Annotated in this window: 25 protein-coding genes; 22 read left to right on the top strand and 3 right to left on the bottom strand. The window is 24.2% G+C overall.

Features of this window, described 5'->3' with window-relative positions; genetic code table 4:
* Window position 1 precedes the first annotated feature (1 nt).
* The 10 genes from SCANT_RS03095 to SCANT_RS03050 are packed head-to-tail and all read left to right on the top strand — an operon-like array spanning window position 2 to window position 7,848.
* A complete protein-coding gene (locus tag SCANT_RS03095; protein ID WP_053946267.1) occupies window positions 2-433 on the top strand; it encodes a hypothetical protein in 432 nt (143 codons plus the stop codon).
* Window positions 411-917, top strand: a complete 507-nt coding sequence (locus SCANT_RS03090) for a hypothetical protein (protein ID WP_053946266.1) — start codon at window positions 411-413, stop codon at window positions 915-917. Before SCANT_RS03095 ends, SCANT_RS03090 begins: the two co-directional genes overlap by 23 nt.
* Window positions 917-2,029 carry an amidohydrolase family protein gene (locus tag SCANT_RS03085; protein WP_053946265.1) on the top strand — a complete coding sequence of 371 codons (1,113 nt, stop codon included), beginning with the start codon at window positions 917-919 and terminating at the stop codon, window positions 2,027-2,029. Before SCANT_RS03090 ends, SCANT_RS03085 begins: the two co-directional genes overlap by 1 nt.
* Window positions 2,013-3,068, top strand: coding sequence for a PLP-dependent aminotransferase family protein (locus tag SCANT_RS03080; RefSeq protein ID WP_053946264.1), 1,056 nt, complete (start codon window positions 2,013-2,015; stop codon window positions 3,066-3,068). The genes SCANT_RS03085 and SCANT_RS03080 overlap by 17 nt, the downstream gene beginning before the upstream one ends.
* Window positions 3,069-3,070: 2 nt before the next feature.
* A complete protein-coding gene (gene dagF / locus SCANT_RS03075) occupies window positions 3,071-3,823 on the top strand; it encodes a 2-dehydro-3-deoxy-phosphogluconate aldolase (RefSeq protein WP_053946263.1) in 753 nt (250 codons plus the stop codon).
* Window positions 3,816-4,928, top strand: coding sequence for a MupG family TIM beta-alpha barrel fold protein (locus tag SCANT_RS03070; RefSeq protein WP_053946262.1), 1,113 nt, complete (start codon window positions 3,816-3,818; stop codon window positions 4,926-4,928). Before dagF ends, SCANT_RS03070 begins: the two co-directional genes overlap by 8 nt.
* The gene (locus SCANT_RS03065) at window positions 4,928-6,136 is read left to right on the top strand and encodes an FGGY family carbohydrate kinase (protein WP_053946261.1); all 1,209 of its coding nucleotides are present in this window, start codon (window positions 4,928-4,930) and stop codon (window positions 6,134-6,136) included. The genes SCANT_RS03070 and SCANT_RS03065 overlap by 1 nt, the downstream gene beginning before the upstream one ends.
* Window positions 6,137-6,147: 11 nt before the next feature.
* The gene (locus tag SCANT_RS03060) at window positions 6,148-6,975 is read left to right on the top strand and encodes a MurR/RpiR family transcriptional regulator (RefSeq protein WP_053946260.1); all 828 of its coding nucleotides are present in this window, start codon (window positions 6,148-6,150) and stop codon (window positions 6,973-6,975) included.
* 13 nt (window positions 6,976-6,988) lie between these two features.
* The gene (locus SCANT_RS03055) at window positions 6,989-7,543 is read left to right on the top strand and encodes a hypothetical protein (protein WP_053946259.1); all 555 of its coding nucleotides are present in this window, start codon (window positions 6,989-6,991) and stop codon (window positions 7,541-7,543) included.
* Window positions 7,543-7,848: a PTS lactose/cellobiose transporter subunit IIA gene (locus tag SCANT_RS03050; protein ID WP_053946258.1), complete on the top strand. Its 306-nt coding sequence runs from the start codon at window positions 7,543-7,545 to the stop codon at window positions 7,846-7,848. The genes SCANT_RS03055 and SCANT_RS03050 overlap by 1 nt, the downstream gene beginning before the upstream one ends.
* A gap of 29 nt (window positions 7,849-7,877) precedes the next feature.
* Here the strand turns inward: SCANT_RS03050 and SCANT_RS03045 are convergent, their stop codons facing one another.
* Window positions 7,878-8,708 carry a MurR/RpiR family transcriptional regulator gene (locus SCANT_RS03045; protein WP_053946257.1) on the bottom strand — a complete coding sequence of 277 codons (831 nt, stop codon included), beginning with the start codon at window positions 8,706-8,708 and terminating at the stop codon, window positions 7,878-7,880.
* A 145-nt stretch (window positions 8,709-8,853) separates the two neighbouring features.
* On the opposite strand from SCANT_RS03045, the gene SCANT_RS03040 reads away from it, so the two are divergent.
* The 7 genes from SCANT_RS03040 to SCANT_RS03010 all read left to right on the top strand — a co-directional run bounded on the left by SCANT_RS03040 (window position 8,854) and on the right by SCANT_RS03010 (window position 16,244).
* The gene (locus SCANT_RS03040; RefSeq protein WP_053946256.1) at window positions 8,854-10,752 is read left to right on the top strand and encodes a PTS transporter subunit EIIC; all 1,899 of its coding nucleotides are present in this window, start codon (window positions 8,854-8,856) and stop codon (window positions 10,750-10,752) included.
* A 1-nt stretch (window position 10,753) separates the two neighbouring features.
* Window positions 10,754-11,428 (top strand): ribulose-phosphate 3-epimerase, encoded by a 675-nt coding sequence (locus tag SCANT_RS03035; protein ID WP_053946255.1) that lies wholly within the window; start codon window positions 10,754-10,756, stop codon window positions 11,426-11,428.
* 1 nt (window position 11,429) lies between these two features.
* Window positions 11,430-11,852 (top strand): ribose 5-phosphate isomerase B, encoded by a 423-nt coding sequence (rpiB, locus tag SCANT_RS03030; protein ID WP_053946254.1) that lies wholly within the window; start codon window positions 11,430-11,432, stop codon window positions 11,850-11,852.
* A 191-nt stretch (window positions 11,853-12,043) separates the two neighbouring features.
* Window positions 12,044-12,775 carry an ABC transporter ATP-binding protein gene (locus SCANT_RS03025; protein ID WP_053946253.1) on the top strand — a complete coding sequence of 244 codons (732 nt, stop codon included), beginning with the start codon at window positions 12,044-12,046 and terminating at the stop codon, window positions 12,773-12,775.
* A gap of 118 nt (window positions 12,776-12,893) precedes the next feature.
* Complete coding sequence (locus SCANT_RS03020) at window positions 12,894-14,510, top strand: hypothetical protein (RefSeq protein ID WP_235443279.1); 1,617 nt, start codon at window positions 12,894-12,896, stop codon at window positions 14,508-14,510.
* A 143-nt stretch (window positions 14,511-14,653) separates the two neighbouring features.
* Complete coding sequence (locus SCANT_RS03015) at window positions 14,654-15,355, top strand: ABC transporter ATP-binding protein (RefSeq protein ID WP_053946251.1); 702 nt, start codon at window positions 14,654-14,656, stop codon at window positions 15,353-15,355.
* 1 nt (window position 15,356) lies between these two features.
* Window positions 15,357-16,244: an ABC transporter permease gene (locus SCANT_RS03010; protein WP_053946250.1), complete on the top strand. Its 888-nt coding sequence runs from the start codon at window positions 15,357-15,359 to the stop codon at window positions 16,242-16,244.
* 77 nt (window positions 16,245-16,321) lie between these two features.
* On the opposite strand, the gene SCANT_RS03005 is transcribed toward SCANT_RS03010, so the two are convergent.
* Window positions 16,322-17,158 carry an SDR family oxidoreductase gene (locus SCANT_RS03005; protein ID WP_053946249.1) on the bottom strand — a complete coding sequence of 279 codons (837 nt, stop codon included), beginning with the start codon at window positions 17,156-17,158 and terminating at the stop codon, window positions 16,322-16,324.
* 634 nt (window positions 17,159-17,792) lie between these two features.
* Between SCANT_RS03005 and SCANT_RS03000 the strand changes: the two genes are divergently transcribed.
* The 5 genes from SCANT_RS03000 to SCANT_RS02980 are packed head-to-tail and all read left to right on the top strand — an operon-like array spanning window position 17,793 to window position 24,461.
* Window positions 17,793-19,475 (top strand): PTS transporter subunit EIIC, encoded by a 1,683-nt coding sequence (locus tag SCANT_RS03000; protein ID WP_053946248.1) that lies wholly within the window; start codon window positions 17,793-17,795, stop codon window positions 19,473-19,475.
* 29 nt (window positions 19,476-19,504) lie between these two features.
* Window positions 19,505-20,203: a GntR family transcriptional regulator gene (locus SCANT_RS02995; protein ID WP_053946247.1), complete on the top strand. Its 699-nt coding sequence runs from the start codon at window positions 19,505-19,507 to the stop codon at window positions 20,201-20,203.
* A gap of 32 nt (window positions 20,204-20,235) precedes the next feature.
* Window positions 20,236-22,086: a PTS transporter subunit EIIC gene (locus SCANT_RS02990; RefSeq protein ID WP_053946246.1), complete on the top strand. Its 1,851-nt coding sequence runs from the start codon at window positions 20,236-20,238 to the stop codon at window positions 22,084-22,086.
* Between the two features lie 3 nt (window positions 22,087-22,089).
* Entirely contained in the window at window positions 22,090-23,541 is a 1,452-nt protein-coding gene (locus SCANT_RS02985; RefSeq protein ID WP_053946245.1) for a glycoside hydrolase family 32 protein, read from the top strand.
* A 2-nt stretch (window positions 23,542-23,543) separates the two neighbouring features.
* Entirely contained in the window at window positions 23,544-24,461 is a 918-nt protein-coding gene (locus SCANT_RS02980; RefSeq protein ID WP_053946244.1) for a carbohydrate kinase family protein, read from the top strand.
* Between the two features lie 76 nt (window positions 24,462-24,537).
* Here SCANT_RS02980 and SCANT_RS02975 read toward each other — a convergent pair whose 3' ends face one another.
* Window positions 24,538-25,392: a formylglycine-generating enzyme family protein gene (locus SCANT_RS02975; RefSeq protein WP_053946243.1), complete on the bottom strand. Its 855-nt coding sequence runs from the start codon at window positions 25,390-25,392 to the stop codon at window positions 24,538-24,540.
* Window positions 25,393-25,419 lie beyond the last annotated feature (27 nt).

Raw genomic sequence — 25,419 nt, 5'->3', positions numbered from 1 at the left:
TATGAAAAAAGAAGATAATGAAATAAAAGTTAAAGAAAAGAAAAATTTAAAAAAATATTTTCATAACTGAGTTATAGTTTTAGGAATTCTTACTATAATTTCTTATGTAATATATTTTACAATTCTTTGAGAAGAATGAGGTGGCACAAAAAATTTATTTGGAGATAATAATTCAACAATGTTATTAATTGGTTTAAGTTTTTTAATAACAGGCTCATTTATTTATGGATCTAATAGAAAAAATTTTAGTGCTATAAAATGAATTATATATACAACATTATTTTTTATAGCTGGAATTTTACTAAATAGTATTCCAGGGTTTATATTATGATCTCTATTACTTATCTTTATTGGTTTAGAAATTGTTTTTAATGTTGATAAATTTAAAGAATTAAAAAAGGGTAAAAAAAATGAAATTAGAAAAGATCAATAATTTTGAAGAACCAATTTTTGAAAATCATGCATCTGAAATAAATAGAATTTTTTCATCTGAGATTTTTTTTAAAATTAATATGACAAACTTTGAATTTTGAGAAGAGTTTTTAAAATATTTATTTTTAAACTTGAGAACAAAAAATTTTGAAATAGAAAAACTTAAAATTGGAATTAATTTAAATATTAGTGATACAAAAAATAATATAAAAAATTATTTAATAACAGAATATATTGAAAATGAAAGAATTGAATTAGCTCATTTAAATTCAGATGAAACTGTTTTAACAAAAATATTTATTAGAACTAAACAAAAAAAGGAAAACTACTCTACAAGTATTTGATATTTAGAATCTCAAAGAACAATTAAAGAAATAAATAAAAAGGAACATAAAAAATTGCAAAGTGCTTTTAATGCAAAAGTAGTAAATAAAGTTCTTCTTTTAAAGGATTATTTATTAAATAGAGTAAGAGATATTAAATAATGTTGAAAATTCTAAATATAAAAGATATCAACAATAATTTAATAAATATTTATATTTGAAAGAGTTTAATTTATTTAAAAAAACCAAAAAATATTAAAGAAGATGATTTTAAGCAAATAGAATTTGAAAAAGATATTTATGTTAGTTATGGTTGAATAGATAGTCATGTTCATTGTGATAATCAAAATAAATTATATGGATCTATTCTTGATGAGATAGGATATAAAAATGGTGTAACAACTGTAATAGATGCAGGTAGTGTGGGTATCAATAGTATTGAGAGAATGTGAAATATCAATAAACAATATATTACAAATTTAAAAATACTTTTAAATATCTCAAAAAAAGGAATCTATAAGCAATCGGAATTATCAAATTTAAAAGATATTCAATTTGATTATGATAAAAAGTTTGATAATTTTGTTGTAGGCTATAAAGCTAGAATGAGTAACTCTGTTACACTTCAGACTGGTTTAGAACCTTTAAAAATATTTGCTGATACTAGAAAAGAAAAAAAAATAAGAAAACCAATTATGGTACATATAGGAAATGAACCACCTAAGTTTTTGGATATAATAAAATTATTAAAAAAGGGAGATATAATCACACATATTTATAATTACAAAAACAATTCTCTTTTCAATAAGGATTTTACAAAAACCCAAGACTTAGAAAAGGCAATAGATAAAAAAATATTATTTGATGTGGGACATGGTAATGAGAGTTTCATTTTTGAATGTGCTAAAGAATCTTACAGAAATAATTTTATTCCAGATATTATTAGTACTGATATATACGAAACAAATATTAAAAATAAGAAAGTAAAATCACTTTCAGTAACAATGAATAAATTTAGAAAACTTGGAATGGAATGAAAAGATATTTTAGATAGAGTTATTAAAAATCCATATAATTTTTTTAATCTAAGGAAAATGGGAGAAATTAAAAATGGTTATATTGCAAATTTAACTTTTTTTAAAATTAAAAAAAATAAAAATATTGAAATTGATTCAAAAGAAAACATTCTAGAATTAGAAGAACAAATAGTTCCTCTTGCAGTTATTGTAAATGGAAAGTTTTATGAGGTACAAAATAATGACGAAAAAATTTAAAAAAGTAATAAATGCAGATGGAAGAATGACTATTTTGGGAGTATCTAAATTTAATTCAAATGTGGCTCAAGCTATGGAATATGCTGGCAATAATTTTTTTATTATGTCGGAATTCAAAGAAATTGTATATGATAAAATAAAAAAAATAATTAAAAGCGAAAATGTTTGTGTTGTTAATTCGGCATCTGCAGGTATAACTCTATCTGCTTGTGCATCAATTTATAAAGATAAGATCTATGATGTTAATAAAATTATTCCTGATAAAAAGGAAATAATTTTAGCAAAAGGACATAATATTGATTTCGGAGCACCAATTGAATCACTTTTAAATTTAGTAAATGCTAAAATTATGGAAGCAGGATATTCAAATAAATGCTCTATTGAAGACTATAAGTATTATTTCAATAAAAATACTGCAGCACTACTCTATGTAGTTTCTCATCATTGTGTTCAAAAGAATATGGCTTCACTTGATGAAGTTATAAAATTGTGTAAAGAAAATAATATTGTTCTAATAGTTGATTGTGCTGCTGAAGAAGATATTTGAAAGTATTCAAATAAGGATATTGATGTTGTTATTTTTTCAGGATCAAAAGCAATTGAAGGTCCAACATCAGGTTTTGTCTTTGGTAAAAACAAAATAATAATTGAAAATATAAAAAAACATCAAGACATTATTGGAAGAACAATGAAAATTGGAAAAGAAAATATTTTTGGTTTGTTGAGCGCTTTAGAAAATTATAAAATTAATAAAAATAATAATTTTGACGAATATTTAAAAATATTTAGTCTAAATAAAAATATATTATGTAAAAAAGATATTGATACAAGAGGTATTGAAAGAATACGTTTTGAAATAGTAAATAAAAAAAATAGTGCAAAAGAATTAGCAAACTATTTAAAAGAATGTGATATTGCAATTTATCTTAGAGATTATTTTGCATTTCAAGGTTATTTGGATATTGACATTAGAAATATAAATATTGAAGAGGCAAAAATAATAAATAAATATATAACATTATTTTTCGAAGGGAGATAAATATGAATAAGAAAAAAATTAGTTTTTATAAAAATAGAGTTTGTTTAAATGTATTAGCAAAAGATTTAAAAAATGCAAAGGAAATTATTGAAGCTACTGAGGGAAATGTTGTGGTTGGAATTTTATCAAAAAACTTTCCAAATGATAAGACCGCATATGATGAAATGACTAAATGAAAAAAAGAAACGAATAATAAAATTAGTATTGGCTTAGGAGCAGGTGATCCAAACCAATCTTACATGGTAGCTAGACTATCAAAAAAAGTAAAGCCTGCTCATGCAAATCAAGTATTTACCGGTGTGGGATTAACAGTTAATGATTTTGAAAAAAATGACACTTTCATAAATTGCTTAGTTTCACCAACTGGAAAGCCTGGATATGTAAAAATAAATACTGGTCCTTTAAGTTCATCAATAAAAAATGAAGATGCAATTGTGGAGGTGAATACTGCAATACAAATTATAAAAGATATGGGAGGAGATTCAATAAAGTTTTTTCCAATGAATGGCATGTCTACTCTGGAAGAATATAAAATAGTGGCAAGAGCTTGTGCAAGGAATAATTTCTCATTAGAACCAACTGGTGGAATTGATTTAGAAAACTTTGAAGAAATAATTAAAGTTGCTCTTGATGAAAAAGTACCGTTAATTATTCCACATGTTTACAATTCAATTATAGATAAGCAAAGTGGAGAAACAAGTATAGAAAAAGTAAAGCAACTATATAAAATAATTAGAGGTATGTTTTATGAATAATTTAAAAAATAAATTGGGAATTTCAATTTATCCAGAGACACTCGAAGAGAATGAAATAATTGCTTATTTGGATCTTGCAAATAAATATTCTTTTGATTTATTATTTATAAATTTTATTGGAGTAATTGAAAAAAAAGATAAAAAACTTTTTGAAAAATATAAAAAAACAATCACAGAAGCAAAAAAAAGAAATTATTTTGTAACAATAGATGTCAATAAGTCAACATTTGATTCTGTTAAAATAAATTATAAAAATCCAGATTTAAAATATTTTTTTGATTTAGGTGTTGATTGTCTAAGGTTAGATGACCAGTTTAATGGTTTTTTTGAAGCTAATTTAACATTCAATTCTTACAATATAAAAATTGAATTAAATCCTTCCACATTTAATGACCACATTGATAATATATTAAGTTATGGTGCAAATAAACAAAATTTACAAGCTCTTCATAATTTTTATCCACAAAAATATTCAGGTTTAGACTATGAACTATTTAAGAAATTTAATTCCAAAATAAAAGTAAAGGGTATTAAAGTAGGTGCTTTTGTTACAATAACAGAACACGAAAGTGTAGGCCCTTGAGATGTTAGTGAAAATTTACCAACTCTTGAAATTCATAGATTTTTGGAAATTGGAATGCAAGTAAATCATTTACTTTCAAATGATTATGCAAGTTATATTTATATTTCAACACAATGTGCAAATAAAAATGATTTTGAATCAATATTAAAACATTTTGATTTTAAAAAACATCTAAAAATTAATCTAAATGAAAATGTTACAAGTGAGGAGAAAGAAATAATGTCTTTTGAAAATCATTTCATAAGAGGGGATCTTTCTCAAAATATTTTAAGAAGTACTATCACAAGAGTTGAATTTAAAGAGTTAAGTATAAAGCCAAGAAAATTTAATGGAGATATTATACCAATTGGTTCAATAGTTATTCCAAATAATTTATACAATAGATATAAAGGTGAATTACAAATTGTAAAAAAGGAAATTAAGAACGATGGCTTAAGAAATGTAGTTGGTTACTTAGAAAATGAATATTTATTTCTTCTTGAAGAAATACAACCTTGAAGTTATTTTAAGTTGATTTTTTAATGATAAAAATTTTTATTGATCTAGGAACCACAAATATTAAAATTGAAGCTTATGATAATAAAAAAATAGTTGATAAAATTTCAGTTCTTAATAAAAAAATATATTTTGATGAAGAAAATAATTTTTCTGCAGAAAAATTATTTAACTTTTTAAAAGAATATCTTATTAATTTAAATATTAAATTTAATAAAAATTTATTTGTCATTTTTTCATCAGCAATGCATACATTAATTTTTTTGGATGAGAATTACAATCAAATTGGAAAAGGGCATTCACTTTTAGAAAAAATAGATTTTACTTTAAAAAATGAAGAAAAAAATTACTTTAGAAAAATTAACAAATTAGTTAACTCTGAATTTTTACCTGTCTATAAAATTAAAAACTATAAAGGAATTAATTATGATTCTATAACAACTTTAAAAAGTTTTATTCTATATAAATTTACTGATGAGAATGTAATTGAAATATCAGATGCAGTGGGCTTAGGGGTAATTAATTCTAGAAGTAAGAATTATAGTAAAACAATTTTAAAAAATATAAATGTAAGTGAAAGTATTTTTCCAAAGTTACTCTTAGAAAGAAAAGTATTTAACTGCAGTCTAAACAATTTTGAATTACAAATAGATTTAGGTATTTCTGATGGAGCATCTGCTGCTATTGGTTCAGTTTCTGAAGAAAATAATATTTCTTTATCTCTAGGAACAACTCTTGGTATAAGATATGTTTCACAGAAATACGTTGAAATATCTCATGATTTTGATTATTGTTTTCCAATATACAATAATAAGTGAATATATGGAATTTCATCGTCAAATGGTGCAAATAATATTGAATTAATTGCAAAAAAAATGAGGTTGACATTAGATGATTTAAATGAAGTTGACTTTTCAAGAGCAAAATTAATTGATAAACAAATTTTTTTCTATAAAGAAAGATTTGATCAAAATATTTTAAATATTGAAGAAGTAGAATTTAATATTGATTTGTTATATACCTATATCATTCAAATGATTAATAGAATTAAAGAATATAAAAAAATAATTGATTCCAAAAAAAAGAGCAACTCTAAAATTATTGCAACAGGTGGCTTATTTAAAAATAGACAAATAATTGAACTTTTTGAAAAGGAATTTAATAGTGATATAATAATCTCAACAGTTAAAAATTTATCAATAACCGGATTAAAAAAAATTTCCCACAGTTGATAAGGGGTAAAATTATGTCAAATGTAATAACAAAATTAAAGAAAATAAGAATTAATAATGAATCTGATGCAAATATTGCAAATTTTGTTATTGATAATATTAAAATTATGGATAATATTGATATTAGAGATTTGGCAAAAAAAATAAATCATTCTACCAGTAGTGTTACTAGATTTATTAAAAGATTAGGTTATAGTTCATTCAATGAATTTAAATATGAGGTCAAAAATTATATAAATAGTGTCTTAGTTGATTCAAAATATCAAAATAATGAAAATAAAGAATTAAGCTTAATAATAAAAAGTGAGATTTCATATATAAATGAAATCTTAGAAAAAAATAATATAATTTGAACTAAAGATAAAAAAATTGATCAAGTAATTGAAAAAATAAATTTATCTAAGCAAATATTTATTTTTGCAATGGGTGGAACATATTCTGTGGCCTATGATTTTTGTTTAAAATTACAAAGATTAGGTTTTAATGTTAATGTTTCAAATGATTCTGTAATACAAGAAACTCTTTTAAGTGCAAATTCCACAAAAAAAGATTGCTTATTTATTATTTTCTCACTATCAGGTGAAACAAAACAATTAGTTTATGTTGCAGAAAAAATAAATGAGAAAAAAATGTTTTTAATATCTTTCACAGGTCTTGAAGAAAATAAGATTAAAAAACTATCAAACCTAAATCTATCTATATTTAACAATGATAATCATTTTAAGTCACTTATAAAAGGAAATAGAATATCTTTTATTTTTCTTATTGATATTTTAATTCAATTACTTATAAATTTAAATAGCGAAAAAAATTACAAATCAGTTTTAATTACTACAAAATAGATAAGGAAGGTTTATGGAAAAAATTAGTGAAAAAGAGGTTAGTCAAAAAACTTTTTTAAATGGAAAACCTTGGTATTGATGAGCTAGAATAGTTTTAATTCTTTTATCTATAATACTCTTTATAATTTTAATATGAGGTTTTGCTTTTAAGGGATTCTTATATGTTGAATATAAAAATAAAACAATAAAATACTATAATCAGATAGTATTACAAGAGGAAAATGATAAGGTCTGTAAAGAGTTGGATTATACTTCAGAAAAATTTGTTAATAGATGTAATGAATTTGTTAAACAAAGAAATTCCTATTATGATTATCAAAAGGACAACAAAGTTATAATTAAATATATAAATATATATGAAATAGAATCTTTATCTTCTAAAAGTTTTATTATTTTCTCAGTTACAAATAATTATTTTGAAGATATTAGATATAAAGATGGAGATAATCAAGATGATTCATTAATGAGTTCTATTTTCTTTATTTACAGAAAAGATAGTAAAAATTGATATCTTGAGGACTTATTATTTCAATTTAAAGATATAGAAAAATTAGGAGATTATAAATAATGAATGAAAAAATTATAAATGTTAGTATGGAGTTAATAGCAACAGCTGGAACTGCAAAATCAATGGCTTTATCTGCAATAACAATTGCTCAAAAGAAAAATAAAAAGAAAGCTTTGGAAATGCTTTCAGAAGCAAAATTAGAATTAAATAAAGTACATAATATTCATGGTGACTTAATTGCACAGGAAGCTGGTGGTGAAAAACTGGATATATCTTTACTTTTTGTCCATTCACAAGATCATTTAACAAGTGCTATTATTATTATCGATTTGGCCGAACACTTGATTAATTTATATACCAATTAAAAAATTGCCTTAGGCAATTTTTATTTTATTTAAGATTTATTTCACTTAAGAGTCATTTCGTTACCCATCTCAATCTTACTTTTAAAGTCCTTTGTCTTTTGAATTAATCTATTAAAAATTATATTTATTATAAATATTTGCGAATAAAAAGAACTTATCATTGGAAACGAATATTTCTCCTTTGAGTTAATAGAATATTCAATAGTGCACCTTGCAAATTTTATAAATTCATTTTCACTGTTATTTTTATTTGAGGTTATTAATAGGTAAGGAATATTATTATTTTTTAAGAAGTTTAATATAAATTTAATTTCCTTTGTTTTTAATGTATTTGAAATTATTATAGATATATTTTTATTTTTCAAAAACCCAGTTTGCATTAAAAACCCATGAACAGAATCTTGTAAACTTGATAAAATTCCTATTCTTTGTAACTGATTATTTAAAAATGATGCTGAGTTTTTTGAATTTCCAATTCCAAAAATTGAAATACTTGAACTTTCTAAAATTATATTTACAAATTTTTCAACAGCTTTTTTATCTAAATTTTCTTCAGTTCTAAATATTGAATAAAGACTTAAGGCTGTTATGCTAGAGATAGTTTCGTCGATATTAGTATTTGTTTCAAATAATGAGTCCTCCTTAAAATTGTTTATCATATTGCTAATTTTTAATTTACTTCCAAACTCAATTTGCATTTCTTTTAGTGATTTATAATCAAGTTTTTTTACCAATCTTAGAATTGAGGCGTCAGATGCATAATACAATTTACTTAATTCTGAAATAGATTTATTTGTAAAAGTTTCAATATCATTTTCAATTTTCAATAGAATTAGTTTTTCAGTACTTGTTAGTTCCATATTATTATTCCTTTACTCTACTTAAAGTATATCTTTTAAAAATTGTTGCTAAGCAACAGAAAATAAATAAAAAATAGTAATACCTTTTTGAATAATAAAATAAGGCTGAAGGATAGGAGTATCCCTCAATAGAAAGGTATTTAATATGAAATTATTTAAAAAAGAAACTTGAAAAGTTTTTGGTACAAAAACAACAAGCAAAATTTCAAACTTATCAAGAGCAATTGTTTTTCCAATAGCAATATTGCCAATTGCAGGTATATTGCTTGGAATTGGTGGTGGGTTTTTAGCAGCAGCTCAAACTCATGGATGAGGAATTGGTTGAGTTAACTTTTTTCAAGTAATAAAGACAATAGGAAATGTTGTATTTTCCTGTTTGGGAATTTTATTTGCATCATCTATAGCTTTTGGTTTTGCAAAAAAATCAAAAGGTGTTGCTGCTGTATCAGCTATGATTGCATTTATGACAATGACAGTTACAGTATCTGCTCTATTTTTACCGCATCTGAATCAAAATAAAGAATTAATTGTTGGTTTTGATCCTTGAAAAATAACAGGTGATTCTAAATTGGTTGAGATAGGAAAAAACAAAGGTATGTTATCAAGTGTTATGGGTATTAATCCAACAATGGATCTTTCTGTTCTTGGAGGAATAATTGTAGGTTCACTAACAGCAATTGTACATAATAAAACTTATAATATAAAAGTTCCTAGAATGTTATCATTTTTTGGTGGAGAAAAATTTGTTCCGATAGCTACTTTTTTTATGGGAATAGCTTTAGGAGTTGTTATTTTCTTTGTATGACCAATTATGATGATAGCTTTATTTCAAATTGGTTCAGGTTTAGGGACTTGAATGAATGTTGGAAGTAAGGAAGAGTATGCAAGAACATCAGGTTCAATTGCTGCATATTTTTTTGGAGTATTTGAACAATTGTTAATTCCTACAGGATTACATCACGTGTTTTATACACCATTTTGGTTTACCTCAGTTGGAGGTACTTGATATGCACCTGAAATATCTGATGGAGTTATAACAGGTTGAAATTTAACTCAAGGAGCATATACAATTTTTTTTGAACAAATGAATTGAATTGGTCGAAGTTTTGAATTATCAGAAGAAGCTTATCAAAGTATTTTAGATAATAATATGACAAGTTATTTAGATATTATTTATAAAAGTGGAGATGTTTGAAATATTTCATTCAATCATTTTACTACAGAGGTAGGAACTGGATTTATGAGTGGAAGATTTGCAGTTTATAACTATGGTCTTCCTGCAGCTGGATTGGCTATGATATTTTTAGCAAAACCAGAAAATAAAAAAGAAGTTACAGGTATTTTGGGATCAGCAATAGTTACATCTATGGCTACAGGAATTATTGAACCATTAATATTTTCTTTCATTTTTGTAGCTCCTTTATTATTTGGTGTTCATGCTTTAATAGGAGGACTTAGTTATTTATTTGCTTATTTATTAAATATTCAAGCAGGTAATGGATTTACAGCTGGAATGATTGATTATGTTTTCTTTGGTTTAATTCCGGGGTATTCAAGTGGAGTTGATATAATTGGAAAAAGTGAAATAACTATATTTGGAATGTTTGCAGGAAGAAATGGCTCATTGTGAATAATGATTTATGGTTTATTAATAATTGCTCCTGCGTATTTCTTTTCATTTTGATCATTAATCAAATTTAAAGATCTTAAAACTCCAGGAAGAAATTCTCAAGAAGAAGATATAGCACTTCAAAAAACTGAGCAATCCTTAAATAAGACTAAAAATAGTAAAGATATAGTTTATACAATTGAACAGACAAATAAAATAATTAATGGACTTGGTGGACAAGAAAATATATTAGAAGTTAATAATTGTGCGTCAAGATTAAGAATTAAAGTCAAAGACTCTCGATTAATAAATGAAGATATTTTAAATCAAACGGGAAATATGGGAATAATAAAAAAGGGTGAAAACATTCAAATAATTTATGGCCCTCAAGTTTCAAATATTTCATTAAATGTAAAAGAGAAATTAGGTAGATAATATGAAAACAAAAGTTGCAGTATCTATATATGTATTTAATTTTTTAGAAATAGGTAAAAAACTTGATCAATTAGTTAATGCTGGTGTTGATTGAATTCATGTTGATATAATGGACGGCAATTTTGTAAATAACTATGCTTTATGTCAAAAATTTTGTAAAGATATAAAGGAAAAGTATAAAAATTTAATTATTGATGTTCATTTAATGTGCTTAGAACCGCAAAGATATATTAAATCTTTTTCAGAAGCTGGAGCAAATCATTTTAATTTTCATTTTGAATCAGTTACTAATAAAAGTCACGAAAATATTATTAATATAATTAAAGAGATAAAAAAAACTGGAATGAAAGCAATTTTAGCAATAAATCCAGAAACAAATCCTGTAGTTTTAAAACCATACTTAAAATTACTTGATGGTGTAATGTGCATGGCAATTAAACCAGGATTTAATGGGCAAAAGCTTAATGAAATAGTTTATGATAATTTAAATTATTTGTCAAAATATAAAATAAATAGTAAATTAAATTACTTTATACAAGTTGATGGTGGTGTAAGAGAAAATACATATGAAAAATTAAAGTTAGAGGGAGCTGAAGTTCTTGTAGTTGGAGCATTTATAAATAATAAAGAAGCTAATTTAAAAGAACAATTACTAAAAATTGAAAGGGAATTATAAAATGAAAATAGCAATAGGTAGTGATCATGTTGGTTTGGTTTTAAAAGAACCAATAAAGAAATGATTTTATGAATTAGGTTATGAAATAATTGATGTTGGTACAAATAAACTTGAAAGAACCGACTACCCATTATTTGGAAAAGAGGTTGCAAAATTAGTAGCAAATAAAGAAGTTGATTTAGGTGTTATTTTTTGCGGAACAGGTGTTGGAATATCATTGGCTGCTAATAAAATAAAGGGAATAAGAGCTGTTGTTTGTAGTGAACCTTATAGTGCTAAACTTTCAAAGGAGCATAATAATACAAATATTTTATCATTGGGGTCAAGAGTTATAGGATTAGAACTTGCAAAAATGATAATTAATGAATGAATTAATGCGAATTTTGAGGGTGGAAGACATCAAAAAAGAATAGATATGTATTAATAAATATGAAATAAAAAGTGCTTTAGAAGTACTTTTTATTTCATATTGCAAAATTTGATAAAATTTTTTATGTTAATTATTAATAATTGTATTAAAATTATTATGTAATAAATAAAAAATATTTTTAATTAAATTTGCATAATAATATAAAATTTATAGTTATTTTATAGATAACTTTTTTGGGGGAAAAAATGATTAAAATTAATAATATTTCAAAAGTCTATCAAAACTTTGAATTAAAAGATGTAAATTTAGAATTTAAAAGTAGTGATATTATTGCTTTAATTGGGGAAAATGGTTCAGGTAAAACTACTTTAATAAAATCAATATTTAATCTTGTAAAATTAGATTCTGGAAATATAGAATTTGATAATGAGAATTTGCATATTTGAAAAAATTTAACAAAAATATCATTTTTCTCAGATCAAAATAGTATTCCTTTGGAATTGACTTTAAAACAATATCTTTGATATTTATCAAAATTAAATAATATGAAAAAAGATATTTTTATTAAAAAGCAAGAAAAAATATTAAAAATGATTGAGATAGAAGATTTAATAAATAAAAAATTAAAAAATCTTTCATCTGGACAAAAGAAGAAAGCTATTTTAGCAGGTGTATTGCTTACTGAACCAAAATTCATCTTTTTTGATGAACCTACAGCTAACTTGGATATTGATTCAAAAATTGAGTTTTTAGAAATAATTAAGTATCTTGGTGAATTAAAGATAGGGATGCTTATTACAAGTCACTTAGCAGAAGAATTACAACTTATTGCAAATAGAGTAATTTTAATTAAAAAGGGAAAAATTTTATATGATGAATATTTTGATAATAAAAAAAATAGTATTCAAGATATTTATCAAAAATATTATACTAATAAAAAAATGAATATAGATTTGTTGAGGGAAGTTTATGAATAATGGATACTTAAATTTCAAAATGATATTCAATTTGAATTTCATATTTTTTCTAAGGCAATGAAAAACATTATTGTTTAGTTTAATCTTTTTAATTATTAATCTCATTTTTCAAATTGTTTTGATAAATTTGAAAAATGAATTTATTGACGCAAGTAGTACTGCAATTTTAATATTAAGTAATTTATTTAATTATCTTTTTATAGGTATTTTTTCAATAATATTGACATCAACATTATTTAAAAGTAGTACAACTTTAAATATATTAAATATGGAACAAAGACATGGTATTAATAAAAATATAATGTTTTTTACAAGAATTTTATTTATTCTAGCATTTTTATACTTATTAATTATTATAAATTTAATTACAAGTTTATTTTTCTTAATTGGAAATGAAGATACCAATAGAACATATTATTATTATGTAATAAAACCTTATTTGATATTATTGTTTATAACAATATTTTATGTTTCATTTTCAGTATTAATTTTTAGTTATTTTAAGAAAAATAGTGCTTCAATTATAAATTCATTCCTTGTGTTTATTTTATCATTCTCGGGCTTATTTAATTATATTGGAAAACAGATAATTAGTAGTTCTCCAGTAGATGATGTAAAGAGAATGTCTGAAGTAAATGTAAAAATAAATATGGGATATGAATTTTACGAACAATATAAAAATGATGAGTATTTTAAAGATATTTTTATAGCTCCAAATTTTGCAAAAAATATTTGAAATGCTTCGGGTGAGCAAAAGATTAATTTAGCAACTTTTTTTCACGAATATGGTAACACATTAGATCCAGAAACTGCTCGTTTTTATAAAATGGGTCAAATTTTAAATGTAAAAAGTGATGAAACTACAGAAGAAATTTTGCAAGATGATCTAATTATCAATGATGGTAATAAAATATTGGGTAGTTTTGCATTTGATACTTATGAGGTTTTAAAAGATTGAAAAAGCCCATATAATTTAGAGATGATGCCGATGAACATTAAAAACTCAAATAAAATAAATTTTGATACAAAATATTTTATTAAAGAGCTTAAAAAAGATAATAAATATTGAAATAAATACTCTGATTTAATTTTATTTTTAAATAAACGTAAATTATTTTTCTTTCAATATGGTAGATATATGAACTTATATTTTAAAAATAATATCGGATCTGATTTTGGTGAATGAGAAAGTAGTAATAAAACTGAAAAACAACTAAAAGTTAATGAATTTTACAAAAATGCACCAGAATATCTTTTGTTTTCTCAGATGTTGTTTACTTATTGAGCTTATTCAATGAAAATACCATTAAATTCAAATAAAATATATACTGAAAATTATTTTGGAGAATCATTTACTTTTGAAAATTATAATAAGATTTTTATTAAAAATAATGTTGAATCTTTTTTAAATATATTTACATTTAATTCATTTTTAAATGAAGTAAATATAGATAATAACTTTAATAGTGATTATATTTCAAATATAGGACCTATGAATAATTATAAAACTCTTAAGTCAAGATTTGATTTAAAAAATGTCAAAGAAGATATAGATAGAGTTCAAAATGATGAAACTAGTCAATTGAGTACAGACTCAAGTATATTTGATCAAGGTATAAAACCAAAAGAAAAGGGAATATTTTTAATAATTTATATTTATTTATTTTATATAATATTAGATGTCATTTTCATATTTTTTGCTAATAGAAAATTCAAAAAAAATATATATAGTTAAAATAATTTAATATTCAATAGCTTAGTTATAATTAGCAATTTAATTTAGAATTATGTATCTAAAAATATTTGAAAAAATAAACTTAATGTTTATTTTTTTAATTTAAAAATATGTTATAGTAAATACTTATAAGGAGAATTTATATGAAAACTTTAATAGAAATTAATAATATTTCAAAAGCATTTGGTAAAAAAGTTATCTTTAAAGACTTTAATTTAGAAATAAAAGAGGGTCAAAAGGTGGCTTTAATGGGAGCCAATGGTTGTGGAAAAACTACATTAGTTGAAATGATAGCACAATTTTCTAAACCTGATTCAGGAGAAATTAAAATTAATTTGGAAGACAATATTAAGCAAGAAATTGGAATTCAATTACAAGAAGGTAATTGACCAACAGGGATTACAGCACATAATATGTTGGATTTCTATAAAGCAGTTTATCCAAAATTAACAAAAGAGTGAGAAGAAAAAATTAAAAAAGTTTTTGAAATTGATGAATTTATTGACAGACCTCTTAAAAAATTAAGTGGTGGGCAAAGACAAAGATTTAATGCAATGATTTCAATTATGAATAATCCAAAAATTATAATTCTAGATGAGTTAACAACGGGTTTAGATATGGAATTACAATTTAAAATTATTGATTTCTTTTCAAAAAATACAAAAGAATTTAATCAAACTTTACTGTTAGTTTCCCATCACCCAGAAGAAGTTGAAGAAATGTGTGATCGCTTAATTATAATAAAAGATAGTAAAGTTTTTTATGATGACTCAATAGTCAATACAATTAAAAAACACAAATCAGTTAGAGCTCTAATGGATAAATTCTTTAAGGGAGAAATATAATATGAATAAATTAAAAAAACAAAAGGATGTAAATATTAAAAAACAAATTAGTATATTTAATAATTTATCTTTATTACTTTCTAAATCTTTTATTAAAGAACCAAAATCAATAATTTTTATGCTTATTGTTCCAATTTTTTTTAACATTATGTTTTTCTTTATAATGGGTGAAAAAGCAGCTATTGGTGGAAATGGAAATCCTAATTCAATTTTATTCGCCTATACTTTATTGCCTTGTCTTACTTGCTTAACATTATTAGCACCAGCAGTAGTTGAATGAAAAAACTCTGTTTTTTTGAAAAGAATTGATATAACTGGAATCAGAAAAGGGATGTTTATTGGAGCTCTTTGATTTGTCTACTTAATTGCTGGAATAATATCATTTATATTAATGATGATCTTTAATCTAATTTTCTCTGAAATTTATAGTTTAGCTTTAAATAAAAATGATCCTACTTTTGCAAAGCTTTTAGGAGGAGTTCATTGAGGTTATTTATTATTATCAATGATTTTAATAACTTTAACTTCAATTGCTTTAGCAACAATGTTTGGGGGACTATTTAGTTCTGTTGGTTCAATGCAAGGTATGATTATGATGATTTACTTTTTTAGTATATTCTTGTCTGGGATAATGCTACCTCCAGAAACATTTGAATCAAGCAAAGGAATGATTATATTTACATATTTCATTCCTCATAAATATTCAGTTTTTATATTTTTATATGCAACAAGAGGTTGAAGCGATAAGGGATGAGATAGTGGATTTAATTTGCATGATGGTTCAAAAGACTTTACAGCAACATGACAACCAGTACTTGGGGCTATATTGATACTTATTGCAATTTTTACAATTACTACTTTAACTTTTAAATGAACTGCTAAAAAATAAAAAATGAACATATAAATAAATTTTTGATAACTAGATTTAGTTATCTTTTTTATTTCTATGTTCATTAGCAATAAAATTTACTTTACATGTAAATTTGTAGCTTCTTTTTTTAATATTTTCATATCTTTTTTTAAATTTGCAATTTTAGTTTCTGCTTTTTTATAAGCATCTCGACCTGTAAAAATATGAAGAGGTGGTTTTGTAGTTTTATTAGTTAAATTAATAATAAAGTCACAATATTTTTCTGGATCTCCATCTTGTTGTTTATTAAATTTTGCAATTCCATCAAAATAAGCATCTCTTGCAGTTTTATAGTCCTCAATTTTACTTTCACCAGTAACCATTGAAGTTGATTCTAAAAAGTTTGTTCTAAAACCTCCTGGTTTTATACAACTTACACCAATATTTAAATTTTCAAGTTCATGACTTAGTGCTTCTGTTCAACCATCAGTTGCAAATTTAACAGCTGCATAAGTAGAAATATAGGGATCTCCTACATATCCTCAAACAGATGAAGTTGTAAAAATATGTCCTGATTTTTGTTGTCTCATATATGGCAATGCTGCTCTAGTTGCATTTAGTGTTCCAAAAAAATTGACTTCAAAACATTTTCTAATTTCTTCATCACTAGTTTCTTCGAAAGTTCATAGTTGACCATATCCCGCATTATTTAGTAAAATATCAATTGAACCAAATTTATCAAAACATTGTTTCATTGCTTTATCCAATTCTTTTTGTTTTGATAAGTCAACTTTAACTGCTAACAAATTTTCATTTTTGCCAATTTCTTGAACTATTTTTTCTGGATTTCTACTTGTTGCTAAAACACAATGTCCTTTTTCTAATAATTTTTTAACAAATATTAGACCAAATCCTTGACTTGCCCCTGTAATAAATCACACTTTATTTTTCATAAATTAATTTCCCCCTTAATTATTTTATTATTATACAACTTAATAGAGTCAAATTAATTTAAAACTAATTATATTTTTATAAAAGATGTGTTAGTTATAATAGGAAATAACTAACACTTTCTAATTATAAAAAAAAAAAAAAAAGCAAATAGTAAAATGAAACTTAAAAATGTTTTATTAAGAAATAAAGCATTTTATAAAACATTTTTAAGTTGAGTAATTCATTTTAACTTATAAAAGTGTATAGATTTTTTCCTTAAATTTTGAAACAATATAAATGGAGGGGAGAAATCTCCTTCACAAATGTTTTTCTCATATTACTAATACTTTTAAATAAATAAACAACAAATGGGATTATTTCTTTGTTCTTAAAATCCTGTTTTATAATTATTTATAAATTTACTATTTACTTATATAACTACTCATAGTTTTCCGAATAAATGTTTAATAGTATTAGTCTTAAAAAAATATTTCCAATAACCAATGTTATGTCCTTAATATTGGTTATTTTTTTTGCTTTTTTACAATTTCATTTTAGCAGTATATTTTATTAATTAAAACTTATGATTATAGGTATATATATTTTTCTTATAAAGTTAAATAATTAATATGAAAAGGTTTGAAGGTGTTCAAAATGTCAAAAAATATATTTTATGACAATGCTGTACTAATGATTGATTTACTTGGTGGTAAAGAAAATATCAAAGAAATTCAGCATTGTGCAACTAGATTAAGATTTGTATTAAAAGATGATGATAAATTTGATTTAGAGCAAGTTAAAAAGCATCCTTTATTTAAAGGATATAAAAAACAAGAAAATCAACATCAAATTATTATTGGTGCTGGGGTTGTAGATAAACTCTATAAACAAATTGATATTGTTCTTAATAATAATTCTATTGATGGAGAATTAAAAATAGAAAATAAAGAGCCATTTTGGAGAAAAGATGTTTCTGTTAAATCTAATTTATTTATGATTTCAAAAAGGGGAATGAATTCCTTTGCTTCAATTTTTGTACCTTTAGTTCCAGTATTTATTGCTGGGGGTATGTCTTTAGCACTTAAATCATTAATTGGATCATTTGCACCTTCATCAGGTTTTACAAAATTACTTGATGTAATTGGAGGAGCAATATTAGGTTCAATTCCAGCATTTGTAGGTTATACTGCAGCAAAAAAATGGGGAGGAAATCCTTATTTAGGAATGGCAATGGGACTGGTTTTAATATCACCAGGATTATTAAATAGTTATTCAACAAGTACGCCAGTATTATTAGAATTTGATTTAGGAGCTAGTGCAAGTGCAATAGAAGAGGCAAGAAAATCAGCTTTTAGTGAGTACTTAATAAATAATGGTCTGCCTGTTATTGGACCAGAAGATGAAGGGTATTTAGAAGCTTTAAATAAAACAGTAGGTATTTATTATCAAGTGTTTGGCGGAGTTGCTGGAGGATTTTTTAAAATTAAATTAATTGGTTATCAAGCTCAGATAGTTCCGGTTTTATTAGTTTTAGCTCTTTCTGTAAATTTAGAGAAACTATTGAAAAAGATTACTCCAAATGTAATTGCTATATTAGTAATTCCGTTAGGAACAATTTTAGTATCATCATGATTAGCTTTTTGAGTAATTGGACCTTTGGGGCAAATTATTGGAAAAGGAATATCAATTGGTTTAGCAGGAATATTTAAATATACAAATTGAAGTTTTATTGGTTTTGGTGGAATGATCTTTGCCTTCTTCTATCCATTTCTTGTTATTACAGGTTTACATCAAGGATTTTTACCAATTGAAACACAATTATTAGTTGATAGTCAATTAAAATATGGTCATTCATTTTCATTTATAACACCAGTAGCTTGTGTTTCAAATATTGCTCAGGGAACAGCTGCTTTAATGCTAATTTTCTTTGTAAAAAAAGATAAGGAACAAATTACAAAAGCTAGTTCTAGTGCAATTGGAGGATATACTGGTATAACAGAACCAGCAATGTTTGGAATTAACTTACAAGTAAAACCTTTATTTATTGCAGCTGCAATTGGAAGTGGAATTGCTGGTTGATGATTAGGAATGACACACACAGTTGCAAACTCACTTGGAAGTGCAAGTTGAATTGGACTTGTCCAATTTGATTGAACAACTTCACATACTGTTGAATACTTTAATCAAGAAGGAATTAATTCAGTTTTACAATCAGTTCCAATGGGAGCACATATCTCAATTGCCATGTTAATTTCTGGGGGAGTCACTGCGGGGGTAAGTACTGGATTTTTAAAAACTAAATGAGGTAAAAAATCTCTTGAAAATTACTTAAAGTAGTATAATTAATTTAATAAAGGGATTATACTATGAATAAAAAATGAGAAGTTATATTCGATTATTTAATGTATTTAATTAGAGAAAATAAAGTTCTTCCTGGAGAAATTTTACCTAGTCAAAATATGTTAAAAACTAAATTTGGTTATTCAGAACAGCCAATAAGAATAGCTTTTAATAAACTAATTGAATTGCAAATTGTTAAGTCAATTAATGGAAAGGGTTTTGTTGTTCAAGATAAAATATCTAATAATTTATTATTTAGTTTTAGAGAACTTTTCCCAGGCTCAAAAAATAAATATTATGACTTAGTTGAAATTACTTGCAATAAGCAATTATCTAAAATGACAGGATTCCAAGAAGGCAAAAAATTATTGTATTTTAAATGTCTAAGAAAAACAAATACAGATGAAATAATTTTGTATCAGGAAAGTTATATATTAAGAGATAAATTCAAAAGTATAACAATTGAAAAATTAAACGAAAGTGGTTTAATGCTTTGAATTGAAAATAATTCTAATTCAATTATAAGTCACTCTTCTAAGGAAATATCTTTTGTTAATGAAAGTGATAATAATGATCTATTAAATAATTTTAAAGATAAAGATTCATTTAACTTTATTCTTGATTTAGGAAAAGTCTATGATATTTTTGGTGAAATGTTAGAGTTTAGAAAGAGCTGATATGATCCAAAATACTTTAAATGAAATTTTATTGAATGAAGAAAATAATTTAATAAAGTAACAAGTGAGGGTATAAAATAATGAAAAAAGTTAATTATGCACAAGAAGCAGAAAAATTTATTAATGCTGTTGGGGGAAGAGCAAACATTGAATCTTATTTACATTGTGTAACAAGATTGCGCTTTAATGTAATTGATAAATCAAAAGTCAATATTGGTGAAATAAAATCTTCACCAATTGCAAAAGGTACAAATTGAACTCAAAATCAATTGCAGATTATTTTAGGAACTGGTGTTGTTGAAGCAACATATAGTGAAGTGCAAAAAATTTTGGAAGTTAATTCTAAATTGGATGAATTAGATAGCATATCAAAAAGTGATTCTTATGAAGAATTTAAACTTAAAGCAAAAGCAAATAAAGAAGCTTTAAGAAATAGTGGTGGAAAATTTGCGTGAATACAAATGAGCATGAAGACTTTGGGAGATATATTCTTACCAATTATTCCTGCAATTGTAGCTGCAGGTTTGGCAATGGGTTTTGCTGCTTTAATTAAAAATTTAATTCCATATGATCCTGAATCAGATTCATTATTATGAATAATAGTAGATATTGTAACTAAAACTGCTTTTAGTTCATTAGCCGTATTAGTTTGTTGGTCAACTGTTAAAAGATTTGGTGGAAATCCTGTTTTGGGTATTATTATTGGATTAATGTTAATTAATCCATTATTGCCTGACAAGGGATTAATTGCAGCTTATAATGCTCAAAGTAATTTTGAAGCTAATGGTGGAAAGCAAGAAGAGTGAATTGCAGCTGGTTTAAAATGATTGGATACTCCAGTTACTGCTAAAATGGTTTGAATAATTCCAATTACAGGTTATCAAGGTTCTGTTTTACCAGCTTTAGTAGTTGGAATTGGTGTGGCTTATCTTGAAAAGTTTATAAAAACATGAATGCCTAAATCTGTAAATATTATTTTTACACCATTTCTAACAATTTTAATTGCATTGTTGGCAGCTTTATTTATATTAGGACCAATTTTATTATTAGTAGAACAAGGTGTATTAATAGGAACCAAATCTATTTTAGCAATACCATTTGGATTTGGTACAGGAATAGTTGCAGGTTTACTACAAGCAATTGTTATAACAGGTTGTCATCAAGTTTTACAAGGTTTAGAAATGCAATTAGTAATTGATGGAAGCATTCCTCAAGGAGTTAATGCAGAAGTAACTGGTTCAATATTTAATGCTATTTGAACTGCATCAATTATTTCACAAGGTGGAGCTGCAATGGCAGTGGCGCTTAAAACAAAATCAAAACAAGAAAAAAATTTGGGTATGTCATCTGCAGTATCAACAATGTTTGGTATAACAGAGCCTGCAATTTTTGGAGTTAATTTACCTAAAATAAAACCATTCATTTATGCTTCAATTGGTGGATTTATTGGGGGATTCTTTGCAGGATTATTAAATGTAACATGTCCTGGAATGGGTGTAACTGTAATTCCTGGATTATTATTATATTCAGGAGATTGAGTTAAATTAATATTAATTATTTTAGTAAATATTATTTCATTTGGTTCTGCATTCGCTTTAGTTATATTTTTCTATTGAGAAGCAGGAAGAAAAATTTCTCAAAAGCAAATTGATAAGCAAGCAACAAAAATTGTTAATAAACAAATTGAAATTAAAAATATACAACAAAATAAAGATACAAAAAATTATCAATTATTAATTAACAAAGCTGAGAAAAAATTGTTAAGTATGAAAACAAAAGAGAAAAAACTAAAAGAAGATAAAATTAAATATGAAAAATATATTGAAGAATTAAAACAAATAAAACAAAAAGAAAAAGAAGAATCAAAAAATAATAAACTTGAAAAAATAAAACTGAAAGAAGAAAAAAAATTAAAAAATAAGGGAGTATAAAAAATGAAATGAGAAAAATATAGTTTAATTAATGAAAATCACCTAAACTTATTTCAAAAATATCATAATAAAAAAATAAAGAATTGATATAATAATCAATTTCACTTGGCAGGTTTTTCTGGTTCAACAAATGATCCAAATGGTTTAGTATTTTATAAAGATCAATACTTTATTTTTATGCAAAATTGTCCTTTTAGTATTCAACATTATAATAAGTCTTGAGCTTTGTATACTACAAAAGATTTTATTAATTATGTTTATGAAGGTTTAACGTTAATTCCTTCAACTGATTATGATAAAAATGGAGTCTTTTCTGGAAGCGCTAGAGTTAATAAAAATGGTGAAATGGAAATTTATTATACAGGTAATGTTAAGTTCAATGATTTAGAAAGAACTAGTTATACTTTAAAAGCATTAATTGATTTAAAAGAAAAAGTTGTATCTAAAGAATTGTTATTTGAATGTGATTTAAAAAAATATACTGGTCACTTTAGAGATCCAGTAGTTTTTGAAAAAGATAATAAACTCTTTATGTTAAATGGTGCACAAACTTTGGAAAACAAAGGAGTACTAAACGTTTATGAGTTCCAAGATGAAGAATGAAAATGAAGCAAAGATATTTTAATAGATGAAAATGATGAGCAAAATTCCTATATGGTTGAGTGCCCAAATTATTTTAATATAGAGAATAAGGAATATATCTTTGCATGTTTAGAACAAGAAACTTCTTTAGCAGAAGGAAGTCATTTTGTTAAATATAGAGAAGTAAAAGTTGATAATAAAGCTAATTTTAAATTTAAATCAAAATTAAAAAAAATTGATTTAGGATTTGATTTTTATGCACCTCAGATATTTTCAAATACTGAAAATAGAATTATTATGTTAGGTTGATTGGGAAATTCAAAATCAAATCCTTTTCCAAAGGAATTAAAAACTTGAAGTAATCATTTAACTGTACCTAGACAATTAACTTTAAAAAATGACTTATTATATCAAATGCCAGTTAAAGAGTTAGAAAAATTAAGATTAAATAAAATCGATTTAAAAAATAATATTTTTAATTATCAAAATGGAATTGTAGAAATTATTTCACAAAAAGTTGCAAATGAAAATTTTGAAATTATAATTAAAAGTAAGAAAAAAAATATTATCATCAAAAATGAAAATAATATTTTTTCAATTGATAGAAGCTTAATGGATTACAATGATGAATTAAATTTGCCATCAAAAATAAATTTTGATAATTTAAAAATTGATTCAATAAGAATTTTAATAGATAGAAGTTGTTTAGAAATATTTATTAATGAGGGAGAGCATGCAATTTCCTTAAGATTTTTTATTAAAAATCATAATCAAATAGAAACTAATTTAAAAAATTTAAAAGTATTTCAACTGGATTCAAATAAATATGTTTGAAATAATATTATTTTTAAAAATGAATTAAAGGAAAAATAAATATGAAAAAAATAATCTCAATAGGTGAAGTTCTAGTAGATGTATATTCTAATAATAGTGAATTACAAGTTGAAGTAGGAGGAGCAAGTTTTAATGTTGCTTGTTCAATTGCGGCTTTAAAAAATAATGAAAGTTTTTTTATGGGTAGTTTAGGAAACGATGAGTATAAAGAGAAGATAGAATTATTAATTAATAAATTTAATATAAAAAAGCAGTTCATTCAATATTCAAAACTTGCAACAACTATTGCAAAAGTTACATTAGATGAAAATAAAGAAAGATTTTTTGAATTCATAAGAAATAGTGATGCCGATTTTAAGTTAGAAAATATTGATACTGATAAATTAAAAGAAATTGATTTTATTCATTTTGGTAGTGCAACAGCTTTTTTACCAGGAAATTTAAATAAATCCTATTGAGATTTATTTAAATTTGCAAAGGAAAATAAAATAAAATTTTGTTTTGATCCAAATTTTAGAGATAAGCTTTGAGTAACTGAAAATGAAGTTAAGGAATTTACAAATTTATGTGAACAATTTTTAGAAACTGCAAATTTAATTAAATTAAGTGATGAAGAATTATTTTTATTAACAAAAATAAAAGATGAAAAAGAAGCATTAAAAATTCTTATGAATAAAAATAAAAAGAGTTTAATTTGTATAACAAGAGGTAGTAAAGATACAATGTGTAGTTGAAATAATGAAATAATTTTTGTACCAACTATAAAATCTGATGTAATTGCTGATACAACAGGAGCTGGTGATGCATTTATTTCTTGTTTGATAAATGAGTATGTAAAGGAAAAAATAGATGTTAACTCATCAAAGGAAAAGATAATTGAAATAGTTTCAAAAGCTAATAAGTTTGCAAATAAAGCTGTTAAATATATTGGAGCGTTATCTTTCTTAGAAAAACTATAAGACATTTTGTTAAACAGTAAATATAAAAAATAAAAAAAGTATTTAAATTTTTGTTTTAAATACTTTTTTTATTTTATTAAACATCTTTAACACATCTAAATCCCATATTTCCTGCAGTTGATCTAGGAGCTGTTCCATTTCTAGAATAAACCTTATATCTTTTACAAAAACCATCATGACATAAATATGAACCACCTCGAAGGGCATAGTCTTTACTTTCATTGATTTCTAAATCTATTATTTCCTTAGTGCTATTTTTTTTAAAATATTCTAGCGGAACATTTTTTACATTGATACATCATTCTCAAATATTTCCTAACATTTGATAAATTCCATATCCATTAGGATCAAAGCATTTTGCAGGAGCTAAATCTAAATAACCATCTTCTAAAGTATTGCCAAATGGAAAGTCTCCATTTCAAATATTTAGATTATATTTATTATTTTGTTTTAATTCATTTCCTCAACTGAATTTATTTTGTACTAAACCTCCTCGAGCTGCATATTCTCATTCAGCTTCGGTTGGTAATCTTTTTCCAGCTCATTTACAATATTCAATAGCATCAAATAAAGATACGTGAACAACTGGGTTGTTCATTTTATCGGCAATATTTGTTTTTGGTCCTTGTGGATGTCTTCAATTTGCTCCAGGAACATCGTATCAAATTCCCATTAAATCAGCTTTTTGATATGTAAGTCTTTCATCATCACTTAATAATCCTGCAAATACAAATGAATTTCCAAATTTTTCAGCTTCGGTTATATAATCAGTTTCATTTGTAAATTTTTGAAATTCTGCATTAGTTACAGAAGTTTCATCAATATAAAACGCATTAATATCTATAAGAGTAGGTGGTCCTTCTTTATCATATATAAAACCATCTTCGGCATCGCCACCCATTAAAAAAGTACCACTTTGTATTAAAATCATTTTTATCCTCCATTACTTATTATAGAA

It is taken from the genome of Spiroplasma cantharicola (assembly GCF_001281045.1).
GTDB classification, from domain to species: Bacteria; Bacillota_I; Bacilli_A; order Mycoplasmatales; family Mycoplasmataceae; genus Spiroplasma_A; species Spiroplasma_A cantharicola.
Note: the sequence above shows the minus strand (reverse complement) of the source record. Positions and strands in the feature narration are given on the sequence as shown.